At 63.7% G+C, this 18,076-nt stretch carries 21 protein-coding genes; 14 read left to right on the top strand and 7 right to left on the bottom strand.

Features of this window, described 5'->3' with window-relative positions:
• Nucleotides 1–7 precede the first annotated feature (7 nt).
• The 4 genes from NED97_RS11460 to gvpA all read right to left on the bottom strand — a co-directional run bounded on the left by NED97_RS11460 (nucleotide 8) and on the right by gvpA (nucleotide 2,449).
• Complete coding sequence (locus NED97_RS11460; RefSeq protein ID WP_252487176.1) at nucleotides 8–340, bottom strand: CHY zinc finger protein; 333 nt, start codon at nucleotides 338–340, stop codon at nucleotides 8–10.
• A gap of 212 nt (nucleotides 341–552) precedes the next feature.
• Complete coding sequence (gvpO, locus tag NED97_RS11455; RefSeq protein ID WP_252487175.1) at nucleotides 553–1,089, bottom strand: gas vesicle protein GvpO, halophile-type; 537 nt, start codon at nucleotides 1,087–1,089, stop codon at nucleotides 553–555.
• 26 nt (nucleotides 1,090–1,115) lie between these two features.
• A complete protein-coding gene (gene gvpN / locus NED97_RS11450; RefSeq protein WP_252487174.1) occupies nucleotides 1,116–2,159 on the bottom strand; it encodes a gas vesicle protein GvpN in 1,044 nt (347 codons plus the stop codon).
• Between the two features lie 5 nt (nucleotides 2,160–2,164).
• The gene (gvpA, locus tag NED97_RS11445) at nucleotides 2,165–2,449 is read right to left on the bottom strand and encodes a gas vesicle protein GvpA (RefSeq protein ID WP_252487173.1); all 285 of its coding nucleotides are present in this window, start codon (nucleotides 2,447–2,449) and stop codon (nucleotides 2,165–2,167) included.
• A gap of 257 nt (nucleotides 2,450–2,706) precedes the next feature.
• Between gvpA and NED97_RS11440 the strand changes: the two genes are divergently transcribed.
• From NED97_RS11440 to gvpM, 8 genes are all read left to right on the top strand, one after another.
• Nucleotides 2,707–3,336: a GvpL/GvpF family gas vesicle protein gene (locus tag NED97_RS11440; protein WP_252487172.1), complete on the top strand. Its 630-nt coding sequence runs from the start codon at nucleotides 2,707–2,709 to the stop codon at nucleotides 3,334–3,336.
• 11 nt (nucleotides 3,337–3,347) lie between these two features.
• The gene (gene gvpF / locus NED97_RS11435) at nucleotides 3,348–3,602 is read left to right on the top strand and encodes a gas vesicle protein GvpF (protein ID WP_252487171.1); all 255 of its coding nucleotides are present in this window, start codon (nucleotides 3,348–3,350) and stop codon (nucleotides 3,600–3,602) included.
• Nucleotides 3,602–4,150: an Hsp20/alpha crystallin family protein gene (locus NED97_RS11430; protein WP_252487170.1), complete on the top strand. Its 549-nt coding sequence runs from the start codon at nucleotides 3,602–3,604 to the stop codon at nucleotides 4,148–4,150. Before gvpF ends, NED97_RS11430 begins: the two co-directional genes overlap by 1 nt.
• Nucleotides 4,147–5,064 (top strand): hypothetical protein, encoded by a 918-nt coding sequence (locus NED97_RS11425; RefSeq protein WP_252487169.1) that lies wholly within the window; start codon nucleotides 4,147–4,149, stop codon nucleotides 5,062–5,064. The genes NED97_RS11430 and NED97_RS11425 overlap by 4 nt, the downstream gene beginning before the upstream one ends.
• 128 nt (nucleotides 5,065–5,192) lie before the next feature.
• The gene (gene gvpJ / locus NED97_RS11420) at nucleotides 5,193–5,747 is read left to right on the top strand and encodes a gas vesicle protein GvpJ (protein ID WP_382206688.1); all 555 of its coding nucleotides are present in this window, start codon (nucleotides 5,193–5,195) and stop codon (nucleotides 5,745–5,747) included.
• Nucleotides 5,744–6,088: a gas vesicle protein K gene (locus NED97_RS11415; RefSeq protein WP_252487167.1), complete on the top strand. Its 345-nt coding sequence runs from the start codon at nucleotides 5,744–5,746 to the stop codon at nucleotides 6,086–6,088. The genes gvpJ and NED97_RS11415 overlap by 4 nt, the downstream gene beginning before the upstream one ends.
• Nucleotides 6,085–6,975, top strand: a complete 891-nt coding sequence (gene gvpL / locus NED97_RS11410; RefSeq protein ID WP_252487166.1) for a gas vesicle protein GvpL — start codon at nucleotides 6,085–6,087, stop codon at nucleotides 6,973–6,975. The genes NED97_RS11415 and gvpL overlap by 4 nt, the downstream gene beginning before the upstream one ends.
• The gene (gene gvpM, locus NED97_RS11405) at nucleotides 6,972–7,334 is read left to right on the top strand and encodes a gas vesicle protein GvpM (protein ID WP_252487165.1); all 363 of its coding nucleotides are present in this window, start codon (nucleotides 6,972–6,974) and stop codon (nucleotides 7,332–7,334) included. The genes gvpL and gvpM overlap by 4 nt, the downstream gene beginning before the upstream one ends.
• A 70-nt stretch (nucleotides 7,335–7,404) precedes the next feature.
• On the opposite strand, the gene NED97_RS11400 is transcribed toward gvpM, so the two are convergent.
• Entirely contained in the window at nucleotides 7,405–7,620 is a 216-nt protein-coding gene (locus tag NED97_RS11400) for a hypothetical protein (protein WP_252487164.1), read from the bottom strand.
• A gap of 875 nt (nucleotides 7,621–8,495) precedes the next feature.
• On the bottom strand, nucleotides 8,496–9,563 hold the full coding sequence (locus tag NED97_RS11395; protein ID WP_252487163.1) for a zinc-dependent alcohol dehydrogenase family protein: 1,068 nt from the start codon (nucleotides 9,561–9,563) through the stop codon (nucleotides 8,496–8,498).
• A 282-nt stretch (nucleotides 9,564–9,845) separates the two neighbouring features.
• On the opposite strand from NED97_RS11395, the gene NED97_RS11390 reads away from it, so the two are divergent.
• The 4 genes from NED97_RS11390 (at nucleotide 9,846) to NED97_RS11375 (ending at nucleotide 13,095) form a co-directional block, all read left to right on the top strand.
• Complete coding sequence (locus NED97_RS11390) at nucleotides 9,846–11,297, top strand: ATPase domain-containing protein (protein ID WP_407075227.1); 1,452 nt, start codon at nucleotides 9,846–9,848, stop codon at nucleotides 11,295–11,297.
• A 40-nt stretch (nucleotides 11,298–11,337) separates the two neighbouring features.
• A complete protein-coding gene (locus NED97_RS11385; RefSeq protein WP_252487161.1) occupies nucleotides 11,338–12,432 on the top strand; it encodes a sensor histidine kinase in 1,095 nt (364 codons plus the stop codon).
• Between the two features lie 161 nt (nucleotides 12,433–12,593).
• On the top strand, nucleotides 12,594–12,851 hold the full coding sequence (locus NED97_RS11380; protein ID WP_252487160.1) for a hypothetical protein: 258 nt from the start codon (nucleotides 12,594–12,596) through the stop codon (nucleotides 12,849–12,851).
• Nucleotides 12,852–12,924: 73 nt separating this feature from the next.
• Nucleotides 12,925–13,095 carry a hypothetical protein gene (locus tag NED97_RS11375; RefSeq protein WP_252487159.1) on the top strand — a complete coding sequence of 57 codons (171 nt, stop codon included), beginning with the start codon at nucleotides 12,925–12,927 and terminating at the stop codon, nucleotides 13,093–13,095.
• A gap of 41 nt (nucleotides 13,096–13,136) precedes the next feature.
• Here NED97_RS11375 and NED97_RS11370 read toward each other — a convergent pair whose 3' ends face one another.
• Nucleotides 13,137–13,766: a TorD/DmsD family molecular chaperone gene (locus NED97_RS11370; RefSeq protein WP_252487158.1), complete on the bottom strand. Its 630-nt coding sequence runs from the start codon at nucleotides 13,764–13,766 to the stop codon at nucleotides 13,137–13,139.
• Nucleotides 13,767–14,087: 321 nt separating this feature from the next.
• Here NED97_RS11370 and NED97_RS11365 point away from each other — a divergent pair, with 321 nt between their 5' ends.
• Nucleotides 14,088–17,402, top strand: a complete 3,315-nt coding sequence (locus NED97_RS11365) for a molybdopterin-dependent oxidoreductase (RefSeq protein ID WP_252487157.1) — start codon at nucleotides 14,088–14,090, stop codon at nucleotides 17,400–17,402.
• A complete protein-coding gene (locus tag NED97_RS11360; RefSeq protein ID WP_252487156.1) occupies nucleotides 17,399–18,073 on the top strand; it encodes a 4Fe-4S dicluster domain-containing protein in 675 nt (224 codons plus the stop codon). The genes NED97_RS11365 and NED97_RS11360 overlap by 4 nt, the downstream gene beginning before the upstream one ends.
• Nucleotides 18,074–18,076: the final 3 nt, after the last annotated feature.

The following is an 18,076-nucleotide window of genomic DNA, read 5'->3' as shown; positions in this document are numbered from 1 at the left end:
ACGACCGCTACTGCTCGAGGTAGTGCTCCAGGTGGGCCTCACAGCCGGGGTTGAACGGTGCTCCGCAGGATGGACACTGGTAGTCACACTTGAGGTACTCGGGAGCGGAAAGTGTCGTTCCGCACGCGCCACAGAGAACCGAGGGCTCCGCGAACCGGCGCCGGGGCCACGGCTCCGCGTCGTGATCCGCTACAGCGTCGTGACAGCGAATACAGGAGTAGTACCGGTCACAGCAGTCGAACTTGAACGCGAGGACGTCGCGATCGGTGTGGTAGTGCGCACAGCGAGTCGACGGACCGACATCGACGCCGTAGACGCGGATCCCGGAAACGAGTTGCACGGACGAGTCAACGACGCACGGTCACTTCGAGATTTCGAGATCGACGTCGCTGGACGGAATCAGTCGACGGCAGGAGAGTGGCCGAGGAAACGACGGAGAGCGGCGAGGCAGTCAGCGAGGGGTGCTGCGGTAGTCGGGACGAGTGGGCGCGGGGAGACGGGGTTGTGACTCGAGCGAGCCGGAGCTGTCTGTCGGCGGAGTGACGGGATCCGTCACTCGAACGCCATCGTATCTCCGCGACGGTAGCGGTCGAGCCGTCGGTAGCCCTGGACGACGCCTTCTCCGCCGAGTTCGATCTCGTATCGTCCGATGATGTCCTGCGTGTCGGGCACCGCCGATCGCTCGACGACTTCGACGACTGCGCGCCAGCCCTCGTCCATGGGCGAAATCTCGCTGACGCCATCGAATTCGTGGCCGACGATCTGTCCGGCGGTCGATTCGACCGTCTGTCGGACCGCGAGGACGCCGGCGATGTCGTCGTCCTCGTCGACGTCGTCCGTATCGACGTCACTGGGATCGGTCGTTTCGTCCGTGGCCATGTCGGCGGACTGCGCGTCCTGGTCGGCTTGCTCTTGCTCTTGTTCCTGTTCGTCCTGTTCCGTCTCGGCTGTTTGACTGTCGCTCACGGTCTGATCACTCTCGTCGTGTTGATAACAGAACCCGTCGTCCTGTGCTGGGCGCGAACAGCGCTCGCCGTCCCCGGTGAGCGCCTGGCACTGATCTGCGGAGTTCGTGTCTGCCTCGGCCATGGTCGGTGTCTATTGCTTCTCGGAACTTAGAGTGCGTCGCGAATTGCTTCTCGGAACTCGTCGATATCGTCGTCTTCGCCGGCGATCTTCGGCGCGAGAACGTCTGTAAACACGTCGGCCAGCAACTCGTCGTCGAACTCGCTGCCGTCGTCCTCGGCGAAGACCGTGAGTCCCTCCGCGACCGTAATCGCGACTCGAGTTCCGACGACGACGTCGAGTTCGTCGCGGAGTCGGCGCGTCGCTCCGACGATCTCCTCGACGGTTTCGTCGGAGGCGTCGGAGTGGGCGGCGACGATCGCGCGTTCCGTCTCCTCGTCGTAGTAGTCGACGTGGACGCCGACGAACCGATCGAGCAGCGCGTCCTGCTGTTCGTGGACGCCGGCGTACTCGACGTCGTTCGAGGTCACGAGCAGCCGGAACTCGGGGTGGACGTCGATCGTCCGGTCGGAGCCGCGCTTGCCCGGCCGCTCGAGGACGCCCTCCTCGAGTACGGAGAGGAGGACGTTGTGCGCCGCGGGATCGCTCCGCGAGAACTCGTTGTAGACCAGCGTCGCGCCTTCCTTGACGGCGACCGAGAGCGGGTTGTCAACCCACCGCTCGCGGACGATCTGGGTCTTCTTGTTGACGCCGCTGACGAACTGGTCGTGCTCCTCGTAGCGCTCGCCGCCGGCGTGGGTGCCGACGAGCTCGGCGGTGCCGACGGCCTCGTCGCCGTTGATCCAGACGACCGGTCGGCCGCGCTCGGCCGCTGCCGAGAGCGCGAGCGCCGTCTTTCCGCAACCGGTCGGTCCGATCAGGTGAACCGGCTGATCGGCCTCGAGCCAGCCGGTGATCCGGTCTCGCAGCGACGTGACTGCGTCGGTCTCGACGAACGGGTCGGGAGTGACCTCCTCGGGACTCTTGAGAACGGAGTCCGCGCCTCCGCTCTGTACACCGCTTTTCGTTCCGTTCGCGGTCCGATCGAATTCCTTCTTCGCTTTTTTCTTCGCTTTCCGACGCTTCTTCTGGCTGCGGTCCGAGCGGATCTTTCGGCCGCGGACCTTTCGCTCACGCGAAGACGAATCCCCCATGTCGATTATTCGGAGGTGGACTGTGGCGAGGACTCCGGCCGCTGCTCGATCTCGAGTTCCTCGAGGTCTTCGATGTCGCCTTCTGCCGTCGCTTGCTCAATTTTTGCGATCTCCTCCGCGTAGTGGAGGAAGGTGTCGACGGAGGCGACGACGACACGAGCTTCGATCGTTAGCAGTTCGATCCCGACGACCGAGACACGCGCCCAGACGTCGATAACGACGCCTTTGTCGAGGACGCGGTCCAGTACTTCCGCGAGACTCGAGGCGTCGGGTCTTCGTTGGTTTGCCATAGCATTCAGCAGTTGAGCACCGATGGGTAACACGGCTGTCGCTGCTACTGCAAGCCCGCCACCTGTTTTCGGATAAGGAACCGACGCTGCTACTGCAAGCACTACGGTAACGCGCGCGGCAGCCGAATTACTGTCAACGAGCATTCGACTGGCCAGCTCTCATCTCACCGCGAGGTTCCTATGACATCAATACACATCCAGTTCGGACGAGACGTACGGTTGCGCCCACAGACAGCGGAACGGACGGTGATTCGCCCGTGAGTCACAAGTACGTCTACGGCGTCGTCGAAGCCAACGACGACATCGAGTTCGAAACCGACGCCGTCGCCGGCGCCGATCGCGTCTACACCGTCACTCACCGCCGATACGGGGCTGTCGTCTCCGACATCGATACGACCGAGCCGGAGGAGACCGACGAAGACGCCCAGTGCCACGACGACGTCCTCCGGGAAATCATGGAGTACGACGGCGGCCAGACGATCGTTCCGATGCAGTTCGGGATGGCCTTCGAGGGCGACCGGGAGCTGAAGAACGTCCTGCGCGGCGCACAGCCGGCGTTCAGGCGCGCGCTGCGCGACATCGAGGGCAAGATCGAACTCGGCCTCAAACTCGTTCGCGAGGAGGACGCCGACGTCGATCGCGAGGCGATCGAGGAGGCCGTCGCGGACGAACTCGAGCCGATCGCCGCGCAGTCGGTCCCGGACGACCTGTTCAGCGACCGGCTCGTGTTCAACCGTTCGTACCTCGTCGAGGAGGACGACCAGGAGGAGTTCGACGACGCGGTCGCCGGCCTCGAAGACGAGTACGGCGACGAACTCATGTTCCAGTACACGGGGCCGTTCGCACCGTACAGCTTTGTCAACGTCGAGATTGGTGCTCAGGGGTGAGCGAGTAGGCCATGTTCGTCCTCGATGACCTCCTGTTTCGACCGTTCGTCGGTATCATCGACGCGCTTCACTCGATCGCGCTCGACGAGATGTACGACCTGAACGCACTCGAGGACGACCTCAAGGAGAACCAGTTGCTGTACGAACTCGGCGAACGCCCCGAGGAGGAGTACCGGCGCCGCAAGGAAGAGATCGAGGAAGAGATCGAGATCGCACGCGAAGTGCACGAGCGATTCTCGAGCGGCCGCGTGGAGGTGAAACGATAATGAGCGACAATCCAACCGACAGATCGAACGAATCGGACGACGACCGCGACGAGACGCCGCACTGGCTCACGACCCTGCTCTCGGCGCTCGACTCGCTCGAGCGCAACGACGGGCGGCTATCGGGACGACGGCGCGGCGATCGCACGACGATGGACTACGACATCTCCGTCGACACCGGGATCGATCGCTCTATCGGCGATTCATTCGATTCGATCCGGTCTGACGACGAGACCGACGGCGTCGCCGACCGGCCGCGGAAGCGACGCCATCGCCGAGAACCATCGGACTCGCATCACCTGGCGACGTCCGTCTACGACGACGAACTGGTAGTCACGGCCGACGTCGCCGGAGTCGACCCGGAAGACGTCACCGTCGGATTCGACGATTCGACGCTCGTCGTCGCCGTCTCCGGGAGCGAGCTCGACCGGGTCGACGTCCCCTGGCGCGACAGAACGGTCGACGCGACGATCAATAACGGCGTGCTCACCGTGACGGTCGAACCCGAACGCGAGACGGACTCCACGCCCTCGGAGGGTGAGAACCGATGACCGACGAGAACGGCGACGACGAGACGTTTGCGGAGCTGCTTTCGGAAGCAGAGGCCGCTCTCGACAACGTCGAGGAGTCCCTCGGCGATGTCGACGACCTCGAGGGGGTCGGGAACGACGACCTCGAGTCGCTGTTGGGCGACATCGACGCCCTCGCGCGGGTCGCCCAGGAGACCGCCGAGCTAATCGAGGCGCTCGACCTGACCGATCTTCCCGAGGCCGTCGACGGCGGCGAGTTGCTCGAGGCGATCGAAACGGGTGAGATCCCGGACGCGCTGACGGACGAGGAGACGGGCGCCGGCGACGTCGTCGACTTCACGCAGGTGTTCAAGGCGATCAACCTGCTGAACGCGTGGGACGCGACGGATCTGGGCGATATCTGGGAGGAGAAACGCGAACTCGAGGACGCAGTCGACGGTCTCGCGGACGAGAGCGAGGACGCCGGCATGGTCGAGAAGGCCGCTTCGGCGGTCGCCGACGAGGGAGCGGACCTGCTCGGCGGCGACGATGACGACGAGTTTCTCGGGACGGATATGGACGCGACCGAGGCCGCCAAGGAGGCGTTCGACAAACCCGACATCGAGAACGATCCGGAAGCCTACCAGACGTTCATTCAGCAGCAGGCGATGAAAGGGATCGACGCTTTCCGGGATGCGCTGCTCGTAACCCACGAGAAATTCGAGAAGCTCTACGAGACGAACCGCGAGAAGATGCGTCGCCAGGATACGACCCCGTCATCCCGAAATCCGACGGCAGCGTCGACGATAGCGACGAACAGACGCGATCTCGGCGGCGGGGCGCGTCACTCGACCGTCCCGCAGCAGGTAAAGCTCTCGACGGCGCCGGCTCTCAAGCGCATCTACGGCCGGCGGTTCGAAATCGAACGAGAACGACGAAAACAGAACAATGAGTGATTTCACACACAACCGACGGAAGAACCGGGTGACGACCGCCTCGAGACTATCGAGCGATTTCGATCGAGGCACAGGCGTACCGGGCCCGATCGCCCGGACTGAGCAAGCGACGAACCGAGGTGAGACCCGTGCCGAATGATTTCCAGCCCAGCCGACAGAAGGCCGACCTCGCCGAGGTCGTCGAGATGTTGCTCGACAAAGGGATCGTCATCAACGCGGACATCGCCGTTTCGATCGGCGACACGCAACTGCTCGGCATCCAGGTCCGGGCCGCCATCGCCTCCTTCGAGACCGCAGCGAAATACGGCCTCGAGTTCCCCGAGGGAACGGATATGCGCCGGCTCGCCGAGGCCGTCGACGAGCCCGAACTCGCAGAGATGGAGCGACCCAAGCCGATGATCGATGCGACGCGCGGCGTCAACGTCACGCCCAATCCCGAGGCGGAGGACGGCAGTGAGAGCGAGACGGAGGGAAGCGACGAAGACGGAACGATCGAAGTCGACCGCATCTCCGACCATCTCGGCGCTACGCCCGCCCCCAAACAGCCGATCGGCGGCGGCTTCAACCTGCTCAGTGACGACGCCGAGGGCGACGAACGCGAAGACGAGGCGGACGGCGAGTCCAACGAGGGTGAGAACGGCGACGAAACGACCGAATCCGACGCGGAGGAGAACGAGCGATGACTGCGATCGACGTCGGCGACGGCGAAGAGGCGCGGGATGGGCTCATCACGCTCGTGATAACGGTCGTCGAAATCCTGATCGAGGCGCTTGAGCGCGAGGCCGTTCGCCGGATGGAGTCCGACGCCCTCTCCGACGAGGAGATCGATCGGCTCGGACGTCAGCTGGCGACGATCGAGGCGGAGATCGAGCAGCTCAAGCGCGACGAGGGGATCGAGGACGGCGTCGACGATCTCCGGGGAGATCTGGACGGACTGGTCACGGACGCGATCGAACGGCTCGACGCCGATCCCGCAGCCCACCGGAAGCCGGGCTACTCCGTGTTCGGAGGTGATAACGAATGACCGCCGGCACTGGAGATCCCGAACCCGACCTCGAGGACTTAGAGGAGATCGACGATCCGGATGCGGGAGAGCGTCCGGAGATCGACGAGGGGCGGTACCTCTACTGTATCGTCCAGGCTGACGAAGACGTTACCTTCGAGACGGACGGCGTCGACGGCGAACCCGTCTCGATCGTCGCCGTCGACGGTATCGGCGCGGTCGTCCACTCGTGTGACGAAATCTACGACTCCGCCGACCTCACCGAGATCAAGCGGTGGCTCGTCCGCCACCAGACCGTCGTCGACGAGGCGGGCGATGCCTTCGGCACGCCGATCCCGTTCCAGTTCGACACGATCCTCCGCGGCGACGACGGCGGCGTCCGCGAGTGGCTCCGCGAGGAGTCGGAGATGCTCGAGCGAGCGCTGACGGAACTCGCGGACCACTGGGAGTATCGCGTCGAGGTCGTCGAAACCGAGCCGATCGGCGACGAGGCGCTGCTCGAACGCGACGAGCGGCTGCGCGAACTCGACGAGCAGATTTCCGACTCCGAGGAGGGGGCGGCGTTTCTGCTCGAGAAGCAGTACGACCAGCGCGTGAAAGAACTCCAGCGGGCGCGCCGGGAGTCGCTCACCGACGACCTCCGGGAGCGGCTCGCGGACGTCACCCGGGAGGTTCACGCGCTCGAGCGGTCGCCAAGCGCGGCCATCGGCGACGTCGCCGGTTCGGAGGCGACTGACGAGGGGGAGACGCTCTGTCGGCTCACCCTGCTCGCCCACGAAAACGACGAGGAGGCTATCGGCTCGCTGCTCGACGACGTCGCGGCGGCGCCCGGACTCGAGGTCCGGTTCAGCGGGCCGTGGCCACCGTACACGTTCGCGCCCGAACTGGGCGGCAACGGAGACACATGAAACCAGAAAAGAACGAGGACACGTTCGTCGACGTGCTGGACGTGTTACTCCGCGACGGAGCCATCGTTCGCGCAGACGTGATCATCTCCGTCGCGGAGATTCCGCTCGTCGGCATCAAGCTCTCGGCAGCGATCGCCGGCATGGAGACGATGACCGAGTACGGCCTCTTCGAGGAGTGGGATACCGACCGGCGAACCCGTGCAGTTGAGCGGCGGCGGTACGGCAAGAGAAAGAAGCGGGTCGATCCGGACGAGGACCTCGAGGATCTTGCGCAACTGGAGGAGTTCGCGGTCGATCGCCGGAAGAGACAGAAGAGCGTCGACAGGTCCGAGGGAGACGACGAGACGGCCTCGGAGTGAATCACCGTTCGCTTACTGGAGCCGGTACGCCACCGAAGTCGTCGCTGGGACCCTCACCGGAAGGCGACCGTCAGGCGAACTTCGGTCGCTCCGTCGTGAGTTCGACGTCCCCAGAGACGGTCTCCTCGTCTCGTTCCTCGTCGTAGACGTACTTGCCGGTTCCGCCACAGAGGGTACACTCGTAGGACTCGGAGACCTCGTTGATCATCTCCCCGTCCTCGAAGTAGACGCGGCTCTGGATGATCTGCAGGAACTGGGGGGTCTCGCAGTTGGTACAGGTGATCATATCGGTGTGGTGGCGGTGACCGGTTGTAGTTATCCGGCTTGTAACCTCGGGGAAGAACTGAGCTATGAAGGTCTTACCTGTCAATCGGTCGGACGCGGGTGATCGAGCCGAGAGGGCGGCCGACCGCGTGCTATCGTGCCGTCGTGAAAGTCAAGTAAACACGTCATAACCGCAGGACTACGGCGGGATCGTCCCGCTGTGAAACGATCGGGTTAGTTACCGAACAACCGATACCCCGTCAAACCGGGAGAATCCGATACTGACGGACTCCGGAAACGTCATCTGATGGTTCGTGATCTGCTCGGTACCGTCTCGACCGCGGTGTGATGTTGTCGTCGGCTACGGAGTGCCGGCCGACGCTACGGACGTACTCGAGAGCCGCGTCTCCTCTCCTCCGGGACTGTCGTCGTAGTGGGCTGATCGACGGAGCGATCGTCGAAGCGTCGCACTCGAGGGGTGATTCTGCCGGGACGGTTCGACCCGAACTCCGCTCGTAACCGGGTGCTACGGCGTTGTTACACCGTCCCTGTCGATAGTTTGCGTGTACTATATGTCGGCAAGCTACCGCATAACAATGGAGTGGCCGCCCGATTCCTGATCTGCGGGGATGGAACCCCGCCGGGTACACGTTCGGCCCAGACACCGCTGCGCTGACCAGCCGATTGCGTGCGTTCGTGCCCGGATCGCTCGGAAGTGGACTCGCCCCCGCTTCGAGTACGCTCATGTCTCTCACGCCGGGGTGGGCTCCCGCCCCCACCCGGGTTTCCGAACCGATACCGTCGACTGGAACTGCGTGTCAGATACGTCGAAACAGTCCGGGCGATCGGTCTCACTGAGTTGTAGCCGACAGTCCGACAGTTCGGCGGTCCAGGCGCTCAGTCGCCGAACTCCGTTACCACAGGGATGCCGATCGTCTCGTAGTCGTCCATCGAGGCGAGCGTCTCCGGGAGTTCCTCGAGCGACAGCGTCTCGCCGACTATCTTGCTCGGGTCGAGGGTTCCCTGTGCGATCAGGCGAAACAGTTCCTCGTAGCGAACGAGGGGCATTCCGAACGAGCCGTGGAAGTCGATCTCCTGCATCGTCATCGAGTCGACCGGCAGCGCGATCTCGCCGCCCTCCTCGCCGGTCGTCAGGCCGACCTGAACGTGGCTGCCTCGCCTGCCGAGGCTGCCGATCGAGTTCCGGCACGTCTCGGCGATTCCGAGCGCGTCGATCGAGACGTCCGCGCCGCCGTCGGCGAGGGCTTTCACCTCGTTCGCCGGATTTTCGGCGGAGGCGGCGTTGACGGTTTCGACCGCACCGAGTTCGCGTGCACGCTCGAGTTTGTCGTCCCGAACGTCGACGGCGATCGGGTGGGCACCGAGCGCGCTCGCGATGTGAACGGCCGAGAGTCCGACGCCCCCACAGCCGTGGATGGCGACCCAGTCGCCGGCTCGGAGCCCCGCCCGGTCGGCGAGCGCGTGATACGCCGTCATGAAGCGACAGCCGAGACCGGCCATCTCCGTGAACTCGACGCTGTCGGGAAGTTTGACGCAGTTGAAGTCGGCCTCTCTGACCGGAAACGCCTCGGCGAACGCGCCGGGTGAGACGCTCGTAAAGCCGAGCGGGATCACCGTCTCGCAGACGTTCGCTCGGCCGGCACGACAGTGCGGACAGCTCCCGTCGGCGAGGTGGAACGGAACGGTGACGCGATCACCCTCCTCGAGCGTCTCGACGTCCTCGCCGACGTCGGCGACGATTCCCGCCGGCTCGTGGCCGAGGATCTGTCCCGGCGGTGCCCGTGCGCCGACCCATCCCCAGTCGCCCTGCCAGGCGTGCCAGTCACTTCGGCAGACCCCGCAGGCTTTCGTCTCGACGATCACCTGGTCCGGACCGGGTTCGGGATACTCGACGTCCTCGATCTCGAGCAGTTCGCCGTGAGATTCCATGACTGCAGCTCGCATGCGCCAACGGTACACGTAGTGCGTACAAAAGTGTACGTAACGCGACTTCAGACCGCGAGGGACTGCGAAGGGGACGGAGGCGGCGATCCGCTTTCCCTCGAACGGGCCGTTACCGGCCATCGGAGACGAGTTCGAAACGGCGAAAATCACCCGCAACGATTTAATCAGTACGGGCGATATTCGACAGCTACACCCCTAATGCCAACGAATCGCTTCTCCGGAATCAATTGATTAATAACTTCCTATTTCGTGTGAGCGAACGTGGCATCCAACATTACACCGATAAACAGCGGGATCAACGGCCTGGACGAGATTTTCAACGGAGGGCTCGCCAAAGGCCGGATGTACCTCGTTCACGGGGAGCCCGGTACCGGGAAGACGCTACTTGGGATGCACTTTTTAGAGCAGGGGCTACGGAACGACGAGACGGTCCTGTTCATCCACGGGGAAGAATCTCGGCGGGAGATCCTGGCCAACGGCTCCGCAGTTAACATCGAGATCGGCGACGCGGAGTTCCTCGATCTCGGTCCCGAGTCCGATTTCTTCGCGGACGACAACTCCTACGATCTGGTCGAGCCGAGCGACATCGAACGCGACCGGTATACACAGGAGATCCACGAAGCGATCAAGGAGATCGATCCGGCGCGCGTCGTGCTCGATCCGATCTCGCAACTCAGGTACGTCGAGGCCAACGAGTACCAGTTCCGAAAGCGGATCCTGTCGTTCATGCGGTTTCTCAAACAGCACGAGATCACCGTCCTCGTAACGGCAACACTGAACTCCAAACCGGAGTACGATACGGAGCTTCGATCGCTCAGCGACGGCATCATCAAACTGACCCGCGAGGAAAGCGGTCGTCGGATCGAAGCGACGAAACACCGCGCACTCGGGCAGATGGGCGGTGATCACGGCATGGCGATCCGAGAGAACGGTCTCGAGATCTTTCCGCATCTCGTTCCCGAACCGCGCGAACAGACGTTCAAATCCCAGCGAATCCACTCCGGTATCGACGAACTGGACGACCTGCTCGGGGGCGGATTCGACCAGCGGACGGTAACGTTTATCAGCGGTCCGACGGGGGCCGGCAAGACGTCAACCGGGACGCAACTGCTGACCCAGGCCGCCAAAGACGGGCTGAACTCGGCCATCTACCTGTTCGAAGAGAATATCGAGACGTTCACACACCGGGCCGAGTCGATCGACATTCCCGTCGCGGAGATGCGCCAGCAAGGAACCCTCCAGGTGACCGAAGTCGAACCGCTCGCGCTCTCCAGCGAGGAGTTCGCCCACATGGTCAGAGAGCAGGTCGAAGAGCAGGACACGGACATCGTGATGATCGACGGAATCGACGGTTACACCATCTCGATCCAGGGCCGGGAGCGAGTTCTCGTCCGAAAGCTTCACGCACTAACGCGGTATCTGAAGAACCAGGGAATAACGGTGCTGATCACGAACGAAATTTCGGAGATTACCGGCATCTCCGAGGCGACGGACAATCAGCTCAGCTATATCGCCGACAACATCGCGTTCGTCAGCTACGTCGAGAGGGACGGCAGTCTCCGCAAGGTCATCGGCGTGCTCAAAAAGCGCACTGGCGACTTCGAAAAGACGCTTCGCGAGTTCGAGATCACGTCCGACGGAATCCGCGTCGGTGAACCGCTGACGGGTCTCTACGGTATTCTTCAGGGAACACCACGGGTAGGGAAGGCGAGTAAGACTGTGCAAAACGAATGACCGACTCACACCGGACTATCGAAGCGATGTGGCTTCCACCATGGGAACGGAAGATCAGGTGAGCACGGTTCAACTGCTCATCACCGAGGACGGAAATCGCAACGCGGTCCAGGAGCTACTCGACGATCAGTACGACGTCGACACGGACCAGTCGGTCAACGAGGTCGACCTGTATCTGGTCGACGACCACTCGTTTCCCAGGTACCGCGACACTCTCCTCGAGCGCGTCGAGGAGTGTGATCCCGTGTTTTGCCCCGTCGTGCTCATCCGGCGCGACGACAACCGGCGAGAGATCACGCTGCCCGGACCGAACGAGCGAGAGCCCCCGCTACTCGTCGACGACATCGTGGATGCCCCGCTCAATCGCAACCTCCTCTTTCGGCGGCTGAACACCCTGCTCGTTCGGCGCAAGCAGTCCCGAGAGCTGATGCACTACATCTCGAAACTCGAGGAGTCGAACAGATCCCTCGAGCAGTTCGCCTACGCCGCCTCCCACGATCTCCAGGAGCCGTTGCGGATGGTCTCGAGTTACCTGCAACTCATCGAACAGCGGTACGAGGAGGATCTCGACGAGGACGGCGAGGAGTTCCTCGAGTTCGCCATCGACGGCGCGAACCGGATGCGAGACATGGTCGACGGACTGCTCGAGTACTCGCGGGTCGATACCCAGAGGAGCCCGCTGGAGCCCACCGATCTGGACGTCGTTCTGGACGAGGCGCTCGAGGATCTGCAGATGAAAATCGAGGAACGCGACGTCGAGATCGGACGGGAGCCCCTGCCCCACATCCTGGGTGACGCCGATCAACTGCGGCAGGTCTTCCAGAACCTCCTGAACAACGCGATCGAGTACAGCGGCGAGGAGCGGCCCAGAATACACATCTCCGCGGAGCGACGCGGCACGAAGTGGCAGATCTCGGTCGACGACGACGGCGTCGGCATCCGGTCCGAGGATCAGGACTGTATCTTCGAACTGTTCCAGCGACTCCACAGCCATGACGAACACGCGGGCAGCGGTATCGGACTCGCCCTCTGCAGGCGGATCGTCGAACGCCACAACGGCCGAATCTGGGTCGAGTCGGAACCCGGTGAGGGGTCGGTCTTTACGTTCACGCTCCCGGCACAGCGCGCCCGGTAGCCGTACTAGTTGCTCTACCGTCTGCGGTGACCCCCGTGTACAGTTTTAGCATCTGTCCGCAGCTCGAACCGTTTCGACCGCCGAATTATAAATTAAGTGACTAGTCACCATTCGAACCGGTTCCGTGTGGAGTTTTTACTGTGGGAGTCGTTCGCACTCGCATGGGCATTCGAACCGCGATCGAACACAACGGGCTGGTCACGTTCGCCCTGCTGTTCGCGATCGGCTGGGTCGTGCTGATCGGGTTGCAGATCTCGACCCAGATGGGCAGTCCGACGAGCATCGACTGGGTCGGACGGCACGGTCTGGGCGGGTTGATGGGACTACTCGTCATGCTGGTCTTCCTCGGGCTGACGATCGCCGCCTTCAGCGCGCTCGGTGAGCCGGATCCGGCCCCCGAGGAGTGGCCGCCCGAGTGATCTCCCGGTAGCTAGCGAACGTGTTCGCGGATCACCGCAAAAATATATGCGCGTCACTCACACACAGTAGTCTATGACGCACACGAACTGGCGACCGGATCCGAACCTCGAGACGAAGCGCGGTCGGGAAGTGTGGGACCACCGGGCGCCACACGACATCAACGACGACGAAGTCGACGGCGAGGTCGAGTTCAGCGAGGAGGTGCTGGCGCCGTTCATCGACGACGAAGACGGGGACGACTAACCGTCGTCCCGCGGCGATCGGTCGACAGCGGCCGTCCCGCCTCAGCCCATCTGCACCGAGATTTCCTCCTCGAACGCCAGGTACCCCTCGAGAATCGTCGCGACCGCCTCGTAGAACGGTTCCTGGGATCGGTCACGAACGTCCGCGACGAGGTCGTCGGTCCACTCGGAGAGGTGTTCCTCGTGGAAGACCCGCTGGTAGCCAAAGGCCCCCTCGTCGCCGTTGCGCTGTCGGCGGACGAGGCACCGGAGGAAGGCGAGTTCGACGGCGATGTAATCGTTCTCCTCGGGATACTCCGCCGACGGGGACCAGCCGGCGGCGTCGTAACTGGCCGTGACCTTCGCGCGCCCCGCCCCCCTGAAGTCCGTGTCCTCGCGGTAGTAGGTCTCGTGGGCGAGCACCTGCGGTCGCGGCCCGACGAACAGTCGCGTGAACTCGCGCTCGAGGTCCGACTGGACGGTCGTCGGATCGCGATCCCGGTTGGCGGCGACGAACGCCTCGAGCTGGTCGAACCCTCGATCGAGCTCCTCGCTGACCGACTCCTCTGGGAAAGCGAGTTCCTGCAGGATCGTCTCGACGAACTCGTCGGTCGGAACGTCGGCGAACGCGTCGATCAGGAAGTTCACGAGTTCGAGGCGAGCGTCGTAGAGGGCGCGCTGGTCGACACTCATCGCTCCCGGTCACCTCGGCTGGACGTCTCGGCGGACGAACGGACGAACCTCCTCTCGGACATCCCCTTGTGGTAGTCCGTGGCACGATAATAGCGTTACGTCTTCAGTTTGTGAGTGTCTGCCAGATGAGCGGATTAATCGTATATATTAATTAATTTGTTTTATAGCTATACAATAGTCTAGTTACTAGATAATTTTCAAATAGGTTCTCGAAGCAAATATTCATGGTCGTAAACGAGGAAGTACCATGAGTATGTTTGACAGTAGCACGAAACTGCACGGGGTGGATCTCTCGCTGATCCAGGTGGTGATACGGCCGTCATGACGGCCGACTCCGAACCGGTCACGATCGACCTTGACAGGCGGTCGTTCATGAAAGCCAGCGCGCTCGCCGGGGGACTGTTCCTCGGCGGCGGCATCACCGGCCACGTGCTCGGCGAGGACGAAGACGAACGGGAGGGCGTTCACGACGACGCGGAGACGGCGAAGGTGATCTGTAACTACTGTGCCGTCGGCTGCGGCTTCAAAGCGGTCAAGGACGGCGATTCGTTCACCGCGATGGAGCCGTGGTTCGAGAACCCGATCAACAACGGCTCGCTCTGTTCGAAGGGTGCCGGTATCCTCGAGACGGAACACTCGCCGAAGCGGCTCAAGCATCCCATGCGGAAGGTCGACGGCGAGTGGCAGAAGATTTCCTGGAACGAGGCCTACCGAACGATCGCGGACACCTGGGAGGAGACGATCGACGAGTACAGCCGCGAGAGCGTTATGCTGCTGGGCAGCGCCCACCACTCCAACGAGGCGGCCTACGCCAGCCGCAAGTTCGCGGCGTTCATGGGCACGAACAACGTCGACCACCAGGCCCGGATCTGTCACTCCCCGACGGTGACGGGGCTGGCGAACACCTGGGGCTTCGGCGCGATGACGAACACGATCAACGACTACCGCAACTTCGACCTGCTCATCATCCTCGGACAGAACCCCGCCGAGTCCCACCCGATCGCGATGCAGCACATCCTCGAGGGGCAGGCCCGCGGCGGCACGATCGTCTCGATCGACCCCCGCTACACGAAGACGTCGGCCCACGCCGACTACTTCTATCGGCTGCGTCCGGGGACCGATGTCGCGCTGATCATGGGATTGCTTCACTACGTTCGGGAGCAGGACGAACTAGACGAGGAGTTCATCGAGAACCGGACGATGGGGTGGCCCGATGTCGAGGCCGAGATCGACCAGTACGACCTCGAGACGGTCGCGGACATCACCTGGATCGACGCGGACGATCTCGAGGATATCGGAGACCTGATCATCGAGAACGCGCCCCGAATTCAGGTCGAGTGGGCGATGGGCGGCACCCAGCACAACAACGGTACCCAGAACATTCGGGCGTACGCGCTGTTCAGCCTCGGGACCGGGAGCGCGGCCCGCCAGGGCGGCGGCCTCCAGGTCATGCGCGGCCACGCGAACGTCCAGGGTGCGACGGATCTCGGTGTCGATGCGAGTATCCTCCCCGGCTACTACGGCGTCGACTCGCCGGGGTCCTGGGAGCACTGGACCGAGGTCTGGGACGAGAGCCCGTGGACCAGCGGCAGCACGGACTTCGAGGAGATGTACGACCGATTCGAGGTGATGGAGGAGGAGATGTGGGAGGGACTCGAGACCCCGGCCGAGGTCGAAGCCGGGGACGAGGGCGGCGTCGGCGTCGAGGAAGAGGAGGACGAGGGCGAGGAAGATCCGCAGGAGGAGGAAGAGGATCCGCTGGACGAGGAGGCACCGCTCGACGATCCGGATCCGAACTCGATGATGTTCCAGCGGGGGCTGACCGTCGCCCGCTGGTACGAGGCGGCGCTCGGCCAGGAGGATCGGCTGCTCGAGTCGGACCTCTACCAGCCGGATCCGCTGAAGATGGCGTTTTTCTGGGGACACTCGGCGAACTCCATCAGCGAGATGGAGAAGATGAAGCGGGCGATGGAGGCGCTCGACCTGCTGGTCGTCGTCGACGTCTTCCCCGCCGTCGCCGGCACCCTGCCGGACGACGCGAACGTCCTCCTGCTGCCGGCCTCGAGTCAGTACGAGCACGTTCGGACCGTGACGAACTCCCACCGGTCGGTCCAGTGGAGTGAGCGAGCCGCGCCGCCGGCGCACAACTCGAAACCCGATCTCCAGATCTTTCAGGAACTGGCCCACCACATGGGCTTCGGCGAACACTTCGACTGGGGCAGCGGCCCGGAGATCCACAACGGACAGAGTTCCTACGAGGACGCGCTCCGGGAGATCAACCTCGGCGTTCGTTCGATCGGCTACCAGCAGTCCCCCGAGCGCCTCCAGGAGCACGCGGAGTACGACTGGGCGTTCAACACGGACACGCTGCGGGCCGACACCGAGGGGCTCCCGGTCGACGGCGACTTCTGGATGCTCCCCTGGCCGCACTGGGGCGACGACCACCCCGGCTCGCCGATCATCTGGACGACGGAGTCCGACCCGCGCGACGGCGGTCACGACTTCCGCGAGAACTGGGGGGTCAGAGGCCCCACGCGGGAGGAGTGGGAGGACCTCGACGTCGACAAGGAGTACCCGTTCGAGGAGACCTACGACCGGGACGGCGAGGACGGCCTCGACCTGATCGCCGGCTCGTTCGAGACCGAGTGGTGGGACGAGGAGATCCAGGGTGTGCCGTCGTACCCGGCCTACGCGACCCTGTTGCCGGACGATCCGGTCGACGCCTCCTCGCAGACCTTGCCCGTCGAGTACGCGCTCGACGAGGAGCAGTCGGTCTACGACGCCGCCCAGGCGCTCGACGACGAGTACGGCGACGAGGTCGAAGTGGATCCCGAGGCGTACGAGGAGTACGACTACCCGCAGCCGGATCCGCCGACGGGTCGCGGCCGCGCACGCGCGGTGGTCTGGAATTTCCTCGATACGGTTCCAGTCCACCGGGAACCGATCGAGAGCCCCCGGCCGGACCTGGTCGAGGAGTGGCCGGCGAACGGCGAACAGACCAATTTCTGGCGGCTGGACCAGAACAACGCCTCGGTCCAGCAGGAGGCGACGGAGGCCGTCCACACCGAACTCGGCAGCGACGCCGAGAGCGGCCGGACCGTGATCATGACGTCGGGTCGGCAGGTCGAACACCAGGGCGGCGGCTCCGAGACGCGGAACAACAAGTACACCGCCGACCGCCAGCCGCACATGTACGCGGAGATCAGCCCGGATCTGGCCGAGGAACTCGACGTTATCGGGGGCGACGATCACGTGGTCGTCACCTCCGCCGACAAGGGCTCGATCCTGGTGAAGGCCAAGGTGACGAACCGGGTCAACGGGGAGGAACTCTTCTTGCCCTACCACTGGGGCGGCGTCTTCCACGGACAGAGCCGTTCCGAGGAGTGGCCCGAGGGAACCGAGCCGCTGGCGATCGGCGAGAGCGCGAACATCATCACGCCGAGCGGGTTCGACGCCGAGACGCAGATGCAGGAGACGAAGTCCGGCGTGGTCCACGTCCAGAAGGCCACGGAGGAGGTGGTCGACGATCTCGGCATGGAGTTCATCGACTACCCGCAGGACGAACTCGGGCTCGGGCGTCAGAAGCAGTACGACGTCCGCGACTGGGACATGTACGAGGGAGGGACAACACAATGACACAGGAAGAACCGTCCGGCGACGTCATGAGCCAGGGCGTCATGAGCACCGGCGAGGGGATGCGGATTTTTCCCGACGTCGAGGCCTGTATCGACTGCGGCGGCTGCGTCGTCGCGTGCAAGCGCACCTGGGACCGCGAGATCAGCAACCAGCGCATCGACATCACGACGATGCTCGAGGGAACCGCGGGCGCCCAGGGCGAGAACGCACAGAAGACGGCCCAGCTCGAGGCCGGGGAGAACCCCGGCGAGACGAGCCTGCCGATGCAGTGCTACCACTGCGCGGAGGCGCCCTGCGTCTCGGTCTGCCCGACCGACGCCCTGCAGAAGGAAGACGACGGCTTCGTCACGGTGACCGAAGACCTCTGCGTGGGCTGTCAGTACTGCCTCTCGGGCTGTCCGTTCGGCGCGCCGCAGTTCCCCGACAGCGACGACGGCACGGCCCAGATCTTCGGCACCGGCGGTATCATGGACAAGTGTACCGGCTGTCGCGAGCGCCAGGAGGCCGCGAAGGGGCCCGCCTGCGCGGAGGAGTGTGCGACGAACGCGATCCTGGTCGGCGGCGCCGGCGAGATTGCCGACGAACTCGAGAAACGCGACAGCGGCCCGTTCTTCAACGAACAGGCCATGGAAATCATCTTCGGGGCGGAAGACGCCCGACTCTTCGAGTGACTC

The organism is Natronococcus sp. CG52 (assembly GCF_023913515.1).
In the GTDB taxonomy this organism is placed as follows: Archaea; Halobacteriota; Halobacteria; order Halobacteriales; family Natrialbaceae; genus Natronococcus; species Natronococcus zhouii.
Note: the sequence above shows the minus strand (reverse complement) of the source record. Positions and strands in the feature narration are given on the sequence as shown.